Annotated in this window: 13 protein-coding genes; 10 read left to right on the forward strand and 3 right to left on the reverse strand. The window is 57.7% G+C overall.

What is annotated here, in order from left to right; translation table 11 throughout:
- Position 1: 1 nt before the first annotated feature.
- Together sirB1 and kdsA are read left to right on the forward strand one after the other, a co-directional pair.
- Entirely contained in the window at positions 2–814 is an 813-nt protein-coding gene (gene sirB1, locus QVF11_RS11785; RefSeq protein ID WP_112213372.1) for an invasion regulator SirB1, read from the forward strand.
- Positions 815–853: 39 nt separating this feature from the next.
- Positions 854–1,708: a 3-deoxy-8-phosphooctulonate synthase gene (gene kdsA, locus QVF11_RS11790; RefSeq protein ID WP_110274193.1), complete on the forward strand. Its 855-nt coding sequence runs from the start codon at positions 854–856 to the stop codon at positions 1,706–1,708.
- 90 nt (positions 1,709–1,798) lie between these two features.
- Here the strand turns inward: kdsA and chaA are convergent, their stop codons facing one another.
- Entirely contained in the window at positions 1,799–2,899 is a 1,101-nt protein-coding gene (chaA, locus tag QVF11_RS11795; RefSeq protein WP_142514060.1) for a sodium-potassium/proton antiporter ChaA, read from the reverse strand.
- Between the two features lie 265 nt (positions 2,900–3,164).
- Here chaA and chaB point away from each other — a divergent pair, with 265 nt between their 5' ends.
- The gene (chaB, locus tag QVF11_RS11800) at positions 3,165–3,395 is read left to right on the forward strand and encodes a putative cation transport regulator ChaB (protein ID WP_112213375.1); all 231 of its coding nucleotides are present in this window, start codon (positions 3,165–3,167) and stop codon (positions 3,393–3,395) included.
- 150 nt (positions 3,396–3,545) lie between these two features.
- The gene (locus tag QVF11_RS11805) at positions 3,546–4,226 is read left to right on the forward strand and encodes a gamma-glutamylcyclotransferase (protein WP_112213376.1); all 681 of its coding nucleotides are present in this window, start codon (positions 3,546–3,548) and stop codon (positions 4,224–4,226) included.
- A 36-nt stretch (positions 4,227–4,262) separates the two neighbouring features.
- Here QVF11_RS11805 and QVF11_RS11810 read toward each other — a convergent pair whose 3' ends face one another.
- Together QVF11_RS11810 and QVF11_RS11815 are read right to left on the reverse strand one after the other, a co-directional pair.
- Positions 4,263–4,505 (reverse strand): DUF1883 domain-containing protein, encoded by a 243-nt coding sequence (locus QVF11_RS11810; protein WP_110274189.1) that lies wholly within the window; start codon positions 4,503–4,505, stop codon positions 4,263–4,265.
- A 239-nt stretch (positions 4,506–4,744) separates the two neighbouring features.
- Complete coding sequence (locus tag QVF11_RS11815) at positions 4,745–5,098, reverse strand: DsrE/DsrF/TusD sulfur relay family protein (RefSeq protein WP_112213377.1); 354 nt, start codon at positions 5,096–5,098, stop codon at positions 4,745–4,747.
- A gap of 68 nt (positions 5,099–5,166) precedes the next feature.
- On the opposite strand from QVF11_RS11815, the gene nasR reads away from it, so the two are divergent.
- The 6 genes from nasR to QVF11_RS11845 all read left to right on the forward strand — a co-directional run bounded on the left by nasR (position 5,167) and on the right by QVF11_RS11845 (position 16,227).
- On the forward strand, positions 5,167–6,357 hold the full coding sequence (gene nasR, locus QVF11_RS11820) for a nitrate regulatory protein NasR (RefSeq protein ID WP_287857053.1): 1,191 nt from the start codon (positions 5,167–5,169) through the stop codon (positions 6,355–6,357).
- A 247-nt stretch (positions 6,358–6,604) separates the two neighbouring features.
- Positions 6,605–7,861: a CmpA/NrtA family ABC transporter substrate-binding protein gene (locus tag QVF11_RS11825; protein WP_142514059.1), complete on the forward strand. Its 1,257-nt coding sequence runs from the start codon at positions 6,605–6,607 to the stop codon at positions 7,859–7,861.
- A 1-nt stretch (position 7,862) separates the two neighbouring features.
- A complete protein-coding gene (gene ntrB / locus QVF11_RS11830; protein WP_112213379.1) occupies positions 7,863–8,747 on the forward strand; it encodes a nitrate ABC transporter permease in 885 nt (294 codons plus the stop codon).
- A gap of 10 nt (positions 8,748–8,757) precedes the next feature.
- Positions 8,758–9,546 carry an ABC transporter ATP-binding protein gene (locus QVF11_RS11835; protein ID WP_112213380.1) on the forward strand — a complete coding sequence of 263 codons (789 nt, stop codon included), beginning with the start codon at positions 8,758–8,760 and terminating at the stop codon, positions 9,544–9,546.
- Positions 9,547–9,556: 10 nt separating this feature from the next.
- Complete coding sequence (nirB, locus tag QVF11_RS11840; RefSeq protein ID WP_287857057.1) at positions 9,557–13,627, forward strand: nitrite reductase large subunit NirB; 4,071 nt, start codon at positions 9,557–9,559, stop codon at positions 13,625–13,627.
- On the forward strand, positions 13,627–16,227 hold the full coding sequence (locus tag QVF11_RS11845) for a nitrate reductase (protein ID WP_287857059.1): 2,601 nt from the start codon (positions 13,627–13,629) through the stop codon (positions 16,225–16,227). Before nirB ends, QVF11_RS11845 begins: the two co-directional genes overlap by 1 nt.
- Position 16,228: the final 1 nt, after the last annotated feature.

Consider the following 16,228-nt stretch of genomic DNA (forward strand, 5'->3'; position numbering starts at 1 on the left):
CATGAGGTCGTTAGCTGATTTCGAATTTAATAAAGCGCCATTATGTGATGGCATGGTCCTCATTTCTGAATTAATCCGCGACGATTTTCCGACGCACTATGTGCAGGATGAACTGGAGCGGTTGCTAGGTCTGGCGCAGGAGGAGATTGCTTCTTCCTGGGATCAGGAACGCCAGATCGAGCGTTTGCTGGAACTTTTTTACAAGGACTGGGGATTCAGCGCATCCCATGGCGTCTACCGCCTGTCCGATGCCCTGTGGATTGATAAGGTTCTGAACAACCGACAGGGCAGTGCGGTGTCGTTAGGTGCTGTCCTGTTGTGGATTGCTCAGCGTCTGTCTCTGCCGGTTGTACCGGTGATTTTCCCAACGCAGATGCTGCTTCGCGCCGATCCCGAAGAGAGTGAAGAGATGTGGCTTATCAACCCGTTCAATGGCGAAACCCTGAACGAGCACACTCTGGAGGTCTGGCTGAAGGGCAATATTAGTCCGCTTGCCGAATTGTTTAATGAGGATCTTGATGAGGCTGATAACGCAGAAGTGATCCACAAACTGCTTGATACTCTGAAATCAGCCCTGATGGAAGAGCGGCAGATGGAACTGGCGTTAGGTACCAGCGAGGCGCTCTTGCAGTTCAATCCAGAAGACCCGTATGAAATTCGCGATCGTGGACTGATTTACGCCCAGCTTGAGTGCGATCATGTGGCATTGCAGGATCTCAACTACTTCGTGGAGCAGTGCCCGGAAGACCCGATCAGCGAAATGATCCGTGCGCAGATCAACACCATTTCGCATAAACAAATTACATTGCATTAGTCTGAAACCATTCCGGTTACACCCTGATAAGGCGAACTTATGAAACAAAAAGTGGTTAGCATTGGTGATATCAACGTAGCAAACGACCTGCCATTCGTTCTGTTTGGTGGGATGAACGTGCTGGAATCCCGCGATCTCGCGATGCGCATCTGCGAGCACTACGTGACCGTCACGCAGAAGCTGGGTATCCCATACGTATTCAAAGCCTCTTTTGATAAAGCTAACCGTTCTTCCATCCACTCCTATCGTGGGCCGGGTCTGGAAGAAGGGATGAAGATTTTCCAGGAGCTGAAACAGACTTTTGGTGTGAAAATCATCACCGATGTCCACGAAGCCAGCCAGGCGCAGCCGGTTGCTGATGTGGTTGACGTTATCCAGTTGCCAGCGTTCCTGGCGCGCCAGACTGACCTGGTCGAAGCGATGGCGAAAACCGGTGCGGTCATTAACGTTAAGAAACCGCAGTTCGTGAGCCCGGGCCAGATGGGTAACATCGTCGATAAATTTATCGAAGGCGGTAACGACCAGATTATTCTGTGCGATCGCGGTGCTAACTTCGGCTACGACAACCTGGTTGTCGATATGCTGGGCTTTGGGGTGATGAAAAAATCATCCAACAACTCACCGGTTATCTTTGATGTGACCCACGCGCTACAGTGTCGCGACCCGTTTGGCGCGGCCTCAGGCGGTCGTCGTGCACAGGTTGCTGAACTGGCGCGTGCAGGTATGGCGGTGGGTATCGCCGGTCTGTTCATCGAAGCACACCCGGATCCTGAACACGCGAAATGCGACGGTCCGTCCGCGCTGCCGCTGGATAAACTGGAACCGTTCCTCAAGCAAATGAAAGCCATCGACGATCTGGTCAAAGGCTTTGATGAGCTGGATACCAGCAAGTAATTGCCGCCCCTGATATGACAAAAGCCTGCCCGTTGCAAAACCGGCAGGCTTTTTTAATGATCCCGGCAAGCTTACGCTGCCGGGGAAAAGTCAGGCAAAAATAGTCATCAGGTAGGCGGCAAATAGCGCCAGGTGCGCCGCGCCGTTGAGTACATTGGTGCGCCCGGTAGAGAAGGAAATATGGCATAGCACCAACGAGGCGACCATCACCACCATCTCCGGCGCGCCAAGGCCAAAGAGTAGTTCGTTGCCGGTGAGGATAGCGATTAGCGTTACCACCGGTACCGTCAGGGAAATCGTTGCCAGCACCGAACCGAAGAACAGGTTCATCGCCCGCTGAACCTGGTTGTTCAGTACCGCTTTTAGCGCACCGAGGCCTTCCGGTGAGAGGATCAGCAGGGCGACCAGGAAGCCGGTAAAGGCCACCGGCGCGTTCATGCTGGTCAGCAAAGTCTCCAGTGGATTGGCGTTCATCTTGGTGACGGCGATAACCGCAACCAGGTGGACCAGCAGCCAGGCGGTATGCCACTTGCTGCTATGCGCTGACGGTTTGCCATGATGCGGGTCGTCGTCGTCGCTGTCATCTTCGTGCTCGTAAATAAACAGGCTCTGGTGGGTTTTGGTCTGAATCAGCAGAAATACACCATACATTCCAGCAGATATCAGCGCCACCAGCAAAGCCTGTCCGGTGGTGAAGTTGGCCCCCGGTAGCGCCATCGGGAAAACCAGCACGATAATCGCCAGTGGGAACAGGGCGATTAAGTACTGTTTAATGCCGAACAGATTCATATATTGGGTGGCAAATTTACGCCCACCAAGAAGTAGTGAAAAGCCCACCAGACCGCCGGTGACGATCATAATGATCGAATAAAGCGTGTCGCGCATCAGCGTTGGCGCGGCGTCGCCGGTGGCCATTAATGCAGAAATCAGGCTAACTTCAAGAATAACCACCGAGAGGCTCAAAATTAACGAGCCATAGGGTTCGCCGAGGCGATGCGCCAGAACATCGGCGTGGCGTACTACGCTAAATGCGCTGCTCAGGATCCCGACCAACGCCAGAATATTTATTGCAATGACCACTGGCAGTGACTGGCTGCTTCCCAAAAAAAACAGCACCGCCAGCGCCAGAACCGGAAAGGCGAGGGTGGTCTCCTTGTGGCGGGTTTTTACCGCCTCATGTGTTTCGGTCATGAACCATCTCCAGGTGTGCAGGTGTTATAATTATAGATACCGTAAGTTAATAAAATAACAGACATTGATGAAAGTAATTTGTTTTTTTACTTAAATTTACCACTCTTGCCTTATAAAACTGATAGATTGCCATAAACTGCGGTTACTATTGTTTTGTATTTATTATTCAGATAATTACTAAAATATCTTTCTCATTTATCTATCGCCTTGCCAACCAGAAAATCACCTTCCAGACTTAATATTCATACGCAATCTGGAGGTCATCATGCCTTATCGCAGCAAAAGTGAATTACCCGAGAGCGTTCAGCACGTCCTGCCCGCACATGCCCAGGAGATCTATAAAGAAGCGTTTAACAGCGCGTGGGATCAGTACAAACACAAAGAAGACCGACGAGATGACGCCAGCCGTGAAGAAACGGCGCATAAGGTCGCCTGGGCGGCGGTAAAAAATGATTATGAAAAAGGCGATGACGATAAGTGGCATAAGAAGAAATAATCGCTTTTACTGTGACATCTGCTGCCTGAGCCCTTGCCCAGCGGGCGTTCATTGCTTATTGTCAAATAAAGCTGGATAATAATTCGGCAATATTTCATGGATGGCATCAGATAATCGCCGGGAAGCGGGCAGTGGTGGAGGTAGTAGAAAGTGTTAACTCGTGATTTCTTACTGAATGCGGATTGTAAAACAGCGTTTGGCGCTATTGAGGAATCGCTTCTCTGGTCGGCAGAGCAACGGGCAGCCTCTTTGGCGGCGACCCTGGCCTGCCGTCCGGACGATGGCTCGGTATGGATCTTTGGCTATGGTTCCCTGATGTGGAACCCGGCGCTTGAATACCGTGAATCCTGTACCGGCACGCTGCCGGGCTGGCACCGCGCGTTTTGCCTGCGGCTCACCGCCGGGCGCGGTAGCGCAAACCAGCCGGGCCGCATGCTGGCGCTGAAAGAGGGCGGGCGCACCACTGGCGTGGCCTACCGCCTGCCCGATGAAACCCTGGATGAAGAGCTGACGCTTCTATGGAAGCGGGAGATGATCACCGGCTGCTATCTGCCGACCTGGTGCAAGCTGGAGCTGGATGACGGCCGCACGGTCAACGCATTAGTCTTCATTATGGACCCGCGCCACCCGCTCTATGAAGCGGACACTAGCGCCCAGGTGATTGCGCCGCTGATAGCACGCGCCAGCGGGCCGCTTGGCACCAATGCCCAGTATCTGTTCTCTCTTGAGCAGGAGCTGTGCAAGCTCGGCATGCACGATGACTGCCTTGATGACCTGGTCAGCAAGGTGCGTAATCTGCTTGGGGATAATAGCCAGCCTGGGCTGGCTTAAGAATGAAGCGCCCGGGGGAAAACCGGGCGTTTGCTATCAGGCGGGAACGTAGCTGATTGAGTGCTCCAGCGACTGGCTGTGGCTATCGATGAGAACGTTCCAGGTACCATTGTAAGGTACGGTCAGATACGCGCTATCTCTGTCCTGCACACTCAGAATATCCGCATGACTATCGCCAGGAACTTTGGCGCTCATCAGGTGAATGTGGCAGCGTTCGGAACAACGCACCACCAACGTATCACCACCAAACAACGTTAAACTTGCTTTTACCATTGCCATTTAATCTCAACCCCGTTTCTGTCTACAGCGTCCTGCCTGCCCATTTCCACGCGTGATATGGTTCACACTTTGGTCTATGCATAACACCAAAGGGGAGGGATGCAGATGCTGATTTTGATCAACAAAAGGAGTAAAGATTAAACAAAAATGACGTTGTTCCTGAAAGCATTCAGCTGGCATTGTTTTTCCATCAATAAACGCCGCCAGCCTGATATTTAATCCCGTTTAAAAGAGATTATTCAGAAGGTCAGGACTTTATCCGCCGCCAGCGTCCACTGCGCCAGTTCAACAAGCGTACCAATCTCCACGCCGTCAATCAGCGGTAACGTGCTGATTCCTCGGCCATCGGCGCAGGTCTTACACAGCTTCACCGGCACGTTTTGCGCGGTGAGGATCTCCAGCATCTGCTGAATGTTGTAGCCTTCTGTCGGTTTCTGGCCGCGCAGACCGGCAGTGACCGCATCGGACATTAAAAACAGCTTGAGTTCGAGGTCAGATTGCTGCTCGCGCAGAGCGATAGCCAGACGCAGGCTATTGAAAAGAGATTCACTGCCGTAGGCGGCACCGTTAGCGATAATCACAACACGTTGCATAAGGACTCCTTCTATAAGGCACGGTTATTGCTTGGTTGAAGTATAAAGCGTTAACCCGGGAGAGGGGTATGAATAATATGGCTGGCAATGCGCCCGAGGCGGGCGACTGGTTTGCACGAGCGCGTCGATTGCAGAGACAGCAGTTGCATCAGCTGGCGCAGCAGGGGGAACTGGCAAGTCAAATAAGTGCTCTGGTGCATATGCTTCAGTGTGAGCGAGGTGCGTCAAACATCTGGTTGTGCTCGGGAGGCCGACTTTACGCCGCGGAGTGCCGGGCGGGTGCGGCGCTGGTGGATGAGCAATTAACGCTATTCTATGCGGCGCTTGACCCAGCCCGCAGCTCAGCCAGCAGCGCGCTGTGCTGGCGTATCGCCAGCGCGGTCTGGTACTTGACGCAGCTAACGGTCCTACGCGAGCGCGTGCGCGGTCAGAAAATTGCCGCCGAGGAGGCGACGGGGCAATTTAGCCTTATCATCCGCCATCTGTTGAATATTGTCCCGCAGCTCAATGACAGCATCGACGATCCGCAAATCGCCGGGCGCATGGTGGCGCTCTACAGCTTTATGCAAGGGAAAGAGCTGGCCGGGCAGGAGCGTGCGCTGGGGGCGTTGGGCTTTGCTCGCGGGCAGTTTAGCGGTGAGCTGCGCCAGCAGCTGGTGGACCGTATTGACGGTCAGCAGCCTTGCTTTGACAGCTTCCAGGCCTTGGCTCATCCCCCGCAAACGACCCTGTTTGCTGAACAGTGTCAGGCCAGCCTGGAAATCGAACAGCTGCGGCGTATTGCCTGCACTCGCCAACCTCCTGCGGATGATGGCGAAACGGCATTGCGCTGGTTTTGCGCCCAGACTCAGCGCCTGGAGCAGCTGCGCGGAGTGGAAGAGTTGCTGATTGTTGACTTGCTTAACGCGACCGATGCTCTGCTGGAAGAAGAACAAGCCCCACCAACTGACTGGCAGGAGGCGGATGTCAGCGACAGCGTCACCCATAAGCTGGATAAACAGCTGTTGCCGCTGGTTCGCCAGCAGGCCCATGAGCTGCAACAGCTCTCCGGACAACTGGCATCGTTAAAGGATGCGCTGGAAGAGCGCAAACTGATTGAAAAAGCCAAAAGCGTGCTGATGGCTCACCAGGGAATGCAGGAAGAGCAGGCCTGGCAGGCGCTACGCAAAATGGCGATGGATAAGAATCAGCGTATGGTAGAGATAGCCCGCGCGCTGCTGACGGTGAAGTCGTTATGGCAGGTAACTCCAAAGGAGTAGATGCACAATCAGTGGGCATTTGCTGCCAGACGACGGTGCATTTTTACCGTGAAATCGCCAGCATTGGCCGTGAAAAGTACGGAAAATGGGCATGTGCAATTCTGGCATCGGCTTTGCATTAGATAAAATGAGTGAATAAAAGTTTTGGGCAACGGGCCAATGGCGGTGCGTGTGTCCATGGATAAAGGCGTCCTGCAGTGCGTAAGCACTGCCGGGCGCTTTTTTTTTGCGTGTTTCTGGAGCGGTTATGGGCGATAAGTTTTCGATTTCACGGCGGCGTTTATTACAGGCAGGGGCCGCGCTGGGCGGCGCAATGCTGCTGCCCGGCATGATGCAGGCGGCGTGGGCGGCAGGTTCGGATAAGCCGGAACAGACCACCGTGCGGGTGGGTTTTATTCCACTGACCGACTGCGCGCCCTTAGCCATTGCCTCCCTGAAGGGGTTTGATAAAAAGCACGGCATTACCCTCGTGCCGAGCAAAGAGGCCAGTTGGGCGGCGGTGCGTGACAAGCTGGTCGCCGGAGAGCTGGATGCTGCGCACATTCTGTACGGCATGCTCTACGGCCTCGAACTGGGCATCGCCAGTAAACCGCAGGCGATGGCCAATCTGATGACCCTTAACCGCAATGGTCAGGCCATTACCCTTTCCAGCGAGCTACAAGAGAAGGGCGTCACCGACCTTAGCGGGCTGAAAAAAATGATCGGCCAGAGCGCGCCGGGCAGCTACACCTTCGCCCACACCTTCCCTACCGGTACCCACGCGATGTGGCTCTACTACTGGCTGGCAAGCGGCGGAATTAACCCATTCGAAGATATCCGCACGGTTGTCGTGCCGCCACCGCAAATGGTGATGAACATGCGCATCGGCAATATGAGCGGTTTCTGCGTCGGCGAGCCGTGGAACGCGCGCGCCATTAACGATCGCATCGGCTTTACCGCCGCCACCTCTCAGGATATCTGGCCGGAACATCCGGAAAAAATTCTCGGTACCCGCAGCGAATGGGTTGAGCGCAATCCCAACACCGCGCGCGCGCTGGTGGCGGCGGTGATGGAGGCTCAGCGCTGGATTGAAGCCTCGGCGGATAACACCCGTGAAACGGCGCGGATCCTCGCCAGGCGCGCCTGGCTGAACACCAAAGAGCAGTACCTCACCGGACGCATGCTCGGTGAGTACGACAACGGTATCGGTCGCCACTGGCAGGATGCGCACCCGATGCGTTTCTACGCGCAGGGCGAAGTGAGCTTCCCGTGGCTCTCGGACGGGATGTGGTTTTTGACCCAATTCCGCCGCTGGGGATTACTGAAATCGGCGCCGGATTATCAGGCGGTGGCCCAGCGTATTAACCGTATTGACGTCTGGAAAGAGGCCGCGCAGGCGGTGGGCGGTATCAGCACGCCAACGCAACTGCTGCGCAGTAGCACATTGCTGGACGGCAAGGTCTGGAATGGGGTTGACCCGGAAGGCTACGCCCGCAGTTTCGCGATTCAACGTAAGGGGGCATGAGATGAAACACGCATATAAAACGCAACCGCAGGACAACGCAGAGAAAACGCCCGGCGAAGTGATTACTTTGCCGCCGGTGCAGGTGCGCAAAACCACGCCTCCCGTCAGGCGCTGGCTGCGTGATACGACCCAGCGCCTGCTGCCGCCGCTGCTCGGGCTGGGGTTATTACTGCTGGGCTGGCAGCTGGCGGCGATGAACAGCAAAGGTTTCCCGACCCCGCTCAGTACCCTGGATTCTGCGCTGACGATCTTTGCTGACCCGTTTTATCAGGACGGACCGAATGATATGGGGATCGGCTGGAACGTGCTGGCATCGTTGCAGCGCGTGGCTATAGGGTTTGGCCTCGCCGCGCTGGCGGGTATTCCGTTGGGCTTCCTGATTGGCCGCTCAGTATTCTTCGCCCGGATGTTTAACCCGCTGATTGCCCTGTTGCGCCCGGTTAGTCCGCTGGCCTGGTTGCCCATAGGCCTGTTGCTGTTCCAGAAAGCGGAACCCGCTTCCAGCTGGACCATTTTTATCTGCTCTATCTGGCCGATGGTGATTAACACCGCCGAGGGCGTACGGCGCATTCCGCAGGATTACCTCAATGTGGCACGCGTGCTGCAGCTTTCCGAATGGACGGTGATGCGCAAGATCCTCTTTCCGGCGGTATTGCCCGCCGTGCTGACCGGGGTGCGTCTCTCTATCGGCATCGCCTGGCTGGTGATTGTCGCCGCTGAAATGCTCACCGGCGGCTTAGGGATTGGTTTCTGGATCTGGAACGAATGGAACAACCTCAACGTGGAAAACATCATTATCGCCATCGTCATTATCGGCGTGGTTGGGCTACTGCTGGAACAGGGGCTGATGCTGCTCGCCCGTCGTTTTAGCTGGCAGGAAAAATAAGGAGTCGCAAATGAAACCATTAATTCAGGTCCAGGGCGTCAGCCAGCGCTTCAACACCGCCAGCGGCGAATTTCTCGCATTGCAGAACGTCTCTTTCGATATCTATGAAGGGGAAACCATTAGCCTGATTGGCCATTCCGGCTGCGGCAAATCAACCTTGCTGAACCTGATTGCGGGGATAACCCTGCCGACGGAAGGCGGCCTGCTGTGCGACAACCGTGAAATCGCCGGGCCGGGGCCGGAGCGCGCGGTGGTGTTCCAGAACCACTCCCTGCTGCCGTGGCTGACCTGCTTTGACAACGTGGCGCTGGCGGTGGATCAGGTCTTTCGTCGCAGCATGAGCAAAGCCGAACGCAAAGAGTGGATTGAGCACAACCTTGAGCGCGTGCAGATGGGGCACGCTTTGCATAAGCGTCCGGGGGAAATTTCCGGCGGGATGAAGCAGCGCGTCGGTATCGCCCGGGCGCTGGCAATGAAGCCGAAAGTGCTGCTGCTGGATGAACCCTTTGGCGCACTCGATGCCCTGACCCGGGCGCATTTACAGGACGCGGTAATGCAGATCCAGCAGTCGCTGAATACCACTATCGTGATGATTACCCACGATGTTGACGAAGCGGTGCTGCTTTCCGACAGGGTACTGATGATGACCAACGGCCCGGCGGCGACGGTCGGGGAGATCCTCGATGTCAATCTGCCGCGCCCGCGTAACCGCGTGCAGTTGGCGGACGACGGCCGCTATCACCATCTGCGCCAGCAGATCCTGCATTTCCTCTATGAAAAACAGCCGAAAGCGGCATAGGGAGGCGGCGATGAAGCGGCAACTGGTGATTATCGGCAACGGCATGGCGGCGACTCGCCTGGCGCAGGTGCTGGTGGAGCGCGATGCGCAGCGGTTTAGCATCACGATTATTGGTGATGAACCGTGCCAGGCCTATAACCGCATTCAGCTGTCGCCGGTGCTTGGCGGAGAGAAAACGGCATCCGAGATGCAACTGCTGCCAGAAGCGTGGTATCAGCAGCATGACGTCACATTACGCGCCGGAGAGTCGGTCATCGCGGTGGATATTCAGGCCCGCACTCTACAAACCACCGACGGAAAACTCTGCTGGGATGAGCTGGTCTTCGCCACCGGATCGCTGCCGTTTATGCCGCCGTTGTCGGGTATTGAGCTGCCGCATGTTTTTGCGTTTCGCACTATTGCGGACGTTGAGGGCATTCTGGCAATCAACGGTCCGGCGGTGGTCATCGGCGGCGGCGTGCTTGGCGTTGAAGCCGCTGCGGCGCTACGACGCTACGGTGACAACGTCACTTTGTTACATCGCGGGCGCTGGCTGATGGAGCAGCAGACCGATGCCTTTGCTGGTGAACAGCTGCAAATACAGCTTGCCGAGCGTGGGATCCGCTGCGTGATGGAGAGCCGCATCGCCGCCATTAATGAACGGGAAGTGCTGCTGGAGGATGGCCGCGCCTTTGCCGCCTCGCGGGTGGTACTGGCGACCGGCGTGCAGCCTAACAACCTGCTGGCCGAGCGCAGCGGGCTGGCGTGTGGCCGCGGAATTATTGTTGACCGCCAAATGGCTACTGCACAGCCGGGCGTCAGCGCCATTGGTGAATGTTGCGAAATCGATGGTCAGACCTGGGGGCTGGTGGCGCCGTGCCTGCGCCAGGCCGAGGTGCTTGCCGACCGTCTGTGCGGTCATGCCGGAGAAGATTTTCACTGGCAGGATAGCGGCACGCGCCTGAAGGTGACCGGTATCGAGTTATTCAGCGCCGGTGAACTGCGCGCTGATGAACAGGATGAAATTTGTACCAGCTGGGATCCGCTGGACCGCCACTACCGTCGCCTGCTGCTGCGCGATGGCAAGCTGCGCGGCGTCGTGTTGCTGGGCGATTGCGCCAGCGCCGCGCCGCTCACCGCCCTGCTGGGGGCGCATGCGCCCGCACCGGCAGACTGGCTCTTTGATCCTTCTTCAACGATGCAGCCGCGCGCTGCGGGACAAACTACCATGACAAAACCTGTTTTAGTGCTGGTCGGACACGGTATGGTCGGCCACCATTTTCTTGAGCAATGTGTCAGCCGTAACCTTCATCAGCAATACCGGATTGTGGTGTTCTGCGAAGAGCGCTATGCCGCCTACGATCGGGTACATCTGTCGGAATATTTCGCCGGACGCAGCGCCGAATCACTGTCGTTGGTGGAAGGGGACTTCTTCGCTAAGAACGGCATTGAGCTGCGTTTGCGGGAATCGGTCGCCAGCATTGACCGTGAAGCGCGAGTGGTGCGCGATGCCCAGGGCCACGAAACTCATTGGGATAAGCTGGTGCTGGCAACGGGCTCTTATCCGTTTGTTCCGCCGGTCCCTGGCAATGATCTCGAAGGCTGCTTTGTCTACCGTACGCTTGACGATCTGGACCAGATTGCCGCCCGCGCCGCTAACGCCAGCCGTGGAGTGGTGATCGGCGGCGGCCTGCTCGGACTGGAAGCGGCTAATGCGCTCAAGCAACTGGGACTGGAAACGCACGTTGTGGAGTTTGCGCCAAACCTGATGGCGGTACAGCTGGACAACGGCGGCGCGGCGATGCTGCGGGAGAAAATCAGCGAACTGGGCGTAGGGGTGCACACCAGCAAGGCGACGACGGAAATTGTCGAGCATGAGCAGGGGTTGATGCTGAACTTCGCCGATGGTGGCTCTCTGAAAACCGATATGGTGGTGTTTTCGGCGGGTATCCGCCCGCAGGACGCGCTGGCCCGCAGCAGCGAGCTGGAAATTGGCGAACGCGGCGGGATTTGTATCGACAACCAGTGCTGCACCTCGGATCCGGATGTGTTGGCAATAGGCGAGTGCGCGCTGTGGGAGAACAAAATTTATGGTCTGGTGGCTCCCGGTTATCAGATGGCACGCGCCGCCGCCGCAACCCTGGCGGGCGAAGAGGCCAGCTTCACCGGGGCCGATATGAGTACCAAGCTGAAGTTGCTGGGCGTCGATGTGGCCTCTTTCGGCGACGCTCAGGGACGCACGCCGGGCTGCCAGAGCTACCAGTGGACCCACGGGCCGGAGCAAATCTACAAAAAAATCGTGGTCAGTCAGGATGGTAAAACCCTGCTCGGCGGTGTACTGGTCGGTGATGCTGGCGATTATTCCACGCTGCTGCAGATGATGCTCAATGGCATGGCATTGCCCGCGCGCCCGGAAAGTTTGATTCTTCCGGCGCTGGAGGGCAGCGCGCCGAAAGCGCTCGGCGTAGCGGCATTGCCGGACAGCGCCCAGATTTGCTCCTGTCACAACGTCAGTAAGGTCGATATCTGCCTTGCGGTGAGCGGCGGTGCGGGCGATATGGCGGCGATCAAGAGCTGCACCAAAGCGGCAACCGGCTGCGGTGGCTGTAGCGCGCTGGTGAAACAGGTGATGGAGTACCAGCTTGGCGAGCAGGGTGTTGAAGTCAAAAAAGATGTCTGTGAGCACTTTCCGTGGTCGCGTCAGGAGATCTTCCACCTGGTGCGCGTCAACCATATTCGCACCTTCGAACAGCTGATTAGTCGCTACGGCCAGGGTCACGGTTGCGAAATCTGTAAACCGCTGGTGGCGTCGGTGCTGGCTTCCTGCTGGAACGAATATCTGTTGAAACCAGCGCATCTGCCGCTTCAGGACACTAACGATCGCTATTTCGCCAATATCCAGAAAGACGGTACCTATTCGGTGGTGCCGCGCATGGCGGCTGGGGAAGTGACACCGGATGGGCTGATTGCGATCGGACAGATTGCCAAACGCTATCAGCTGTATAGCAAAGTGACCGGCGGCCAGCGTATCGACCTGTTCGGCGCGCGCCTGGAGCAGCTTCCGGCGATCTGGCGCGAACTGGCGGAGGCGGGCTTTGAAACCGGCCACGCCTACGGCAAATCCCTGCGCACGGTGAAATCCTGCGTCGGGTCGACCTGGTGCCGTTACGGCGTGCAGGATTCCACCGGCCTGGCGGTCACCCTCGAACACCGCTACAAAGGGCTGCGCGCACCGCACAAAATTAAAATGGCGGTCTCCGGTTGTACCCGCGAATGTGCGGAAGCTCAGGGGAAGGATATCGGCGTTATCGCGACCGAAAAGGGTTGGAATCTGTACGTTTGCGGCAACGGCGGCATGAAGCCGCGTCATGCCGACCTGTTCGCCAGCGACCTTGATGAAGCAACGCTTATCCGCAGTATTGACCGACTGCTGATGTTCTATATTCGCACCGCCGATCGACTGCAGCGCACCAGTACCTGGATGGATAACCTTGAGGGCGGAGTCGACTATCTGCGTGAAGTTATCCTTGAAGACAGTCTCGGGATTGGTGAAGAGCTGGAGCAGGAGATGGCGCGGGTGGTGGACAGCTACCAGTGCGAATGGCAAACCACCCTTAACGATCCGCAGCGGCTGGCGCTGTTCCGCTCTTACGTCAATAGCGATGAGCCGGACGAGGCGGTACAGCGGCAAACCTTGCGCGGTCAACCGCAACTGGCCCCGACCGCTGCGCTGGCTGAACCGACGCTGCCGTCTCGCCCGTGGCAGGCTATTTGCGATCTTGATGCCATTCCGCCGCAGGCGGGCATTGGCGCGCGGCTCGGAGAGCGGCAGATAGCGCTGTTCCGCTTTGATGACCAGGTCTATGCCCTCGATAACCTTGAGCCCGGCAGCGAGGCCAACGTGCTGTCGCGCGGACTGCTTGGCGATGCGGGCGGCGAACCGATTGTGATTTCGCCGTTGTACAAGCAGCGGATCCGCCTGCGTGACGGTCGTCAGTGTGACGGTAGTGAACGGTCGGTACGCGCCTGGCCGGTGAAAATTGAGAATGGCAAGGTGTGGGTCGGCAACCAGCAACTGCTCATTCGCGCGGAGGCCTCCTGATGACCGAAACCCGGACGACGTGTCCCTATTGTGGCGTGGGCTGTGGCGTTATTGCCAGCCTGAATGCGCAGGGTCAGGTGACCGTGCGCGGCGATGAGCGGCATCCGGCGAACTTTGGTCGCCTGTGCGTTAAGGGCGCGGCGCTGGGTGAAACCGTCGGCCTGGAGGGAAGAATGCTATTCCCTGAAGTCGATGGCGAACGCGCGTCGTGGCCGCAGGCGCTGGCGGCGACCGGTTCGCGTCTGCGGGAAATCATCGACCAGCATGGGCCGCAGGCGGTAGCGTTCTATGCCTCCGGACAGCTGCTGACCGAGGATTACTACGCCGCGAATAAGCTGATGAAGGGGTTTATTGGCGCGGCGAATATCGATACTAACTCACGGCTGTGTATGTCTTCGGCGGTCACTGGTTATAAACGTGCGCTGGGGGCGGACGTGGTGCCGTGCAGTTATGAGGATGTGGAAAACAGCGATCTGGTAGTGTTAGTCGGATCGAACGCCGCCTGGGCGCATCCAGTGCTCTACCAGCGGCTGGTGCAGGCGAAGCGCGATAATCCACAGATGCGGGTGGTGGTGATTGACCCGCGACGCACCGCCACCTGCGATATAGCCGATGTGCATCTGGCGCTGGCCCCCGGTAGCGACGGCGGGCTGTTTGTCGGTCTGCTAAACGCCATTGCCGCCAGCGGCGGCATCACGGACGATTTCAGCGACGCGCAGCAGGCGCTGACGCTCGCGCAGGAGTGGAGCATCGAAAAAGTGGCGCAGTTCTGCGGTTTGCCGCAGCAGCAGGTCGCCGTTTTCTATGGCGAATTTATCGCCGCCCCGCGCGCTATCACGCTCTATACCATGGGCATTAACCAATCTGCCAGCGGTAGCGATAAATGCAACGCCATCATTAACGTTCACCTGGCGAGCGGAAAATATGGACGTCCGGGCTGCGGTCCGTTTTCGCTGACCGGTCAACCCAACGCCATGGGCGGGCGTGAGGTGGGTGGGCTGGCGACCATGCTGGCTGCGCATATGAACTTTGAAGCCGACGATTTACAGCGCCTGGCGCGATTCTGGGGTACCGAGCGGCTGGCGCAAACGCCAGGGCTGACGGCAGTGGATCTGTTCGCCGCTATTGGTCGCGGCGAGGTAAAAGCGGTGTGGATTATGGGCACCAATCCGGTAGTGTCGCTGCCGGACAGTCATGCGGTGAGTGACGCCCTGGCGAGGTGCCCGCTGGTGATTGTCTCGGATGTGGTTGCCGATACCGATACCGGACGCTTCGCCCATATTCGTTTTCCGGCGCTGGCGTGGGGAGAGAAGAACGGCACCGTGACCAACTCTGAGCGGCGGATCTCTCGCCAGCGCGCGTTTCTGCCGTCGCCTGGAGAGGCGAAAGCCGACTGGTGGATCGTTGCTCGCGTGGCGCAAGAGCTGGGCTTTGGCTCCGCCTTTGCCTGGCAGCATTCTCATGACGTATTCAACGAGCACGCCGCGCTGTCGGGTTTTGAAAATAAAGGCCAGCGAGCGTTTGATATCGGCGGGCTGGCGAACCTCAGCCGTGAAGCCTGGGATGCGCTGGAACCTGTGCGCTGGCCGGTGAGTCGCAGCCCAGCAACATGGAGTTTGCACAAGGGCTGGCACCGGGATGGCAAGTTGCGTATGGTGCCCGTCGCCCCGCAACCGACCCGGGCGACGACCGATGCGTTTTATCCGCTGATCCTCAACAGCGGACGGATCCGCGATCAGTGGCACACCATGACCCGCACCGGCGCGGTGCCCAGGCTGATGCAGCATATCGCCGAACCGGTGGTGGAGGTGGCAGCAGAAGATGCGCAGCGCTATCACCTGCTGGAAGGTGAATTAGCGCGAATCCGCTCACCGAATGGGGTGATGGTAGCAAAAGTGATTATCAGCGATGGGCAGCGCCCCGGCTCGCTGTTCGTGCCAATGCACTGGAATAATCAATTTGCTCGCCAGGGACGGGTGAATAACCTGCTGATGGCGGTCACCGACCCCCACTCCGGGCAGCCAGAGAGTAAGCAGGTGGCAGTAGCAATTGCCGCCTGGCTTCCAGCCTGGAAAGGCGAACTCTTTTCCCGCCAGTCGGTTCCAATACCTGCTTCGTTGCACTGGCGGCGGCGGGCCGCGCAGGGTATAAGCCATCTTTCTCTCGCCGGGGATATCAGTCCTCGCCGATGGCTGACCGACTGGTGCCAGTTGCAGGGATGGCAGATGCAGACAGCCGGCGGCGGCGGGGTCTGGAACCTGCTGGCATGGCAGGACGGAGAACTGATGCTTGGCTGGTGGAGCGATGCGCAAGAACCGGTCATTGACGCCGAATGGATTAGCGCCGCGTTCCGCGCCCCGCCGGTGAATGCCGCCCAGCGTCATGTATTATTGAGCGGCAGAAAAGGCGGCGAAACGATACCGCGCGGGCGCACTATCTGTAGTTGCTTTAGCGTAGGCGAAAGGGCAATAAGCGAGGCAATCATCAACGGCTGCCATACGCCTGCCGCGCTGGGAGCCAAATTGAAATGCGGCACCAACTGCGGTTCTTGTATCCCGGAGCTTAAGGCGCTGCTGGCGGAAAACCTAACGCAAGCCTGAG

This window comes from Klebsiella sp. (assembly GCF_027492335.1).
Classification (GTDB): domain Bacteria; phylum Pseudomonadota; class Gammaproteobacteria; order Enterobacterales; family Enterobacteriaceae; genus Klebsiella; species Klebsiella huaxiensis.

Coding starts and splice junctions, on each gene's coding strand:
- nasR (WP_287857053.1), top strand. CDS start 5,167: ATGAATAATATGGCTGGCAATGCGCCCGAGGCGGGCGACTGGTTTGCA.
- ntrB (WP_112213379.1), top strand. CDS start 7,863: ATGAAACACGCATATAAAACGCAACCGCAGGACAACGCAGAGAAAACG.
- QVF11_RS11825 (WP_142514059.1), top strand. CDS start 6,605: ATGGGCGATAAGTTTTCGATTTCACGGCGGCGTTTATTACAGGCAGGG.
- chaA (WP_142514060.1), bottom strand. CDS start 2,899: ATGACCGAAACACATGAGGCGGTAAAAACCCGCCACAAGGAGACCACC.
- nirB (WP_287857057.1), top strand. CDS start 9,557: ATGAAGCGGCAACTGGTGATTATCGGCAACGGCATGGCGGCGACTCGC.
- QVF11_RS11810 (WP_110274189.1), bottom strand. CDS start 4,505: ATGGCAATGGTAAAAGCAAGTTTAACGTTGTTTGGTGGTGATACGTTG.
- kdsA (WP_110274193.1), top strand. CDS start 854: ATGAAACAAAAAGTGGTTAGCATTGGTGATATCAACGTAGCAAACGAC.
- QVF11_RS11835 (WP_112213380.1), top strand. CDS start 8,758: ATGAAACCATTAATTCAGGTCCAGGGCGTCAGCCAGCGCTTCAACACC.
- QVF11_RS11845 (WP_287857059.1), top strand. CDS start 13,627: ATGACCGAAACCCGGACGACGTGTCCCTATTGTGGCGTGGGCTGTGGC.
- sirB1 (WP_112213372.1), top strand. CDS start 2: ATGAGGTCGTTAGCTGATTTCGAATTTAATAAAGCGCCATTATGTGAT.
- chaB (WP_112213375.1), top strand. CDS start 3,165: ATGCCTTATCGCAGCAAAAGTGAATTACCCGAGAGCGTTCAGCACGTC.
- QVF11_RS11815 (WP_112213377.1), bottom strand. CDS start 5,098: ATGCAACGTGTTGTGATTATCGCTAACGGTGCCGCCTACGGCAGTGAA.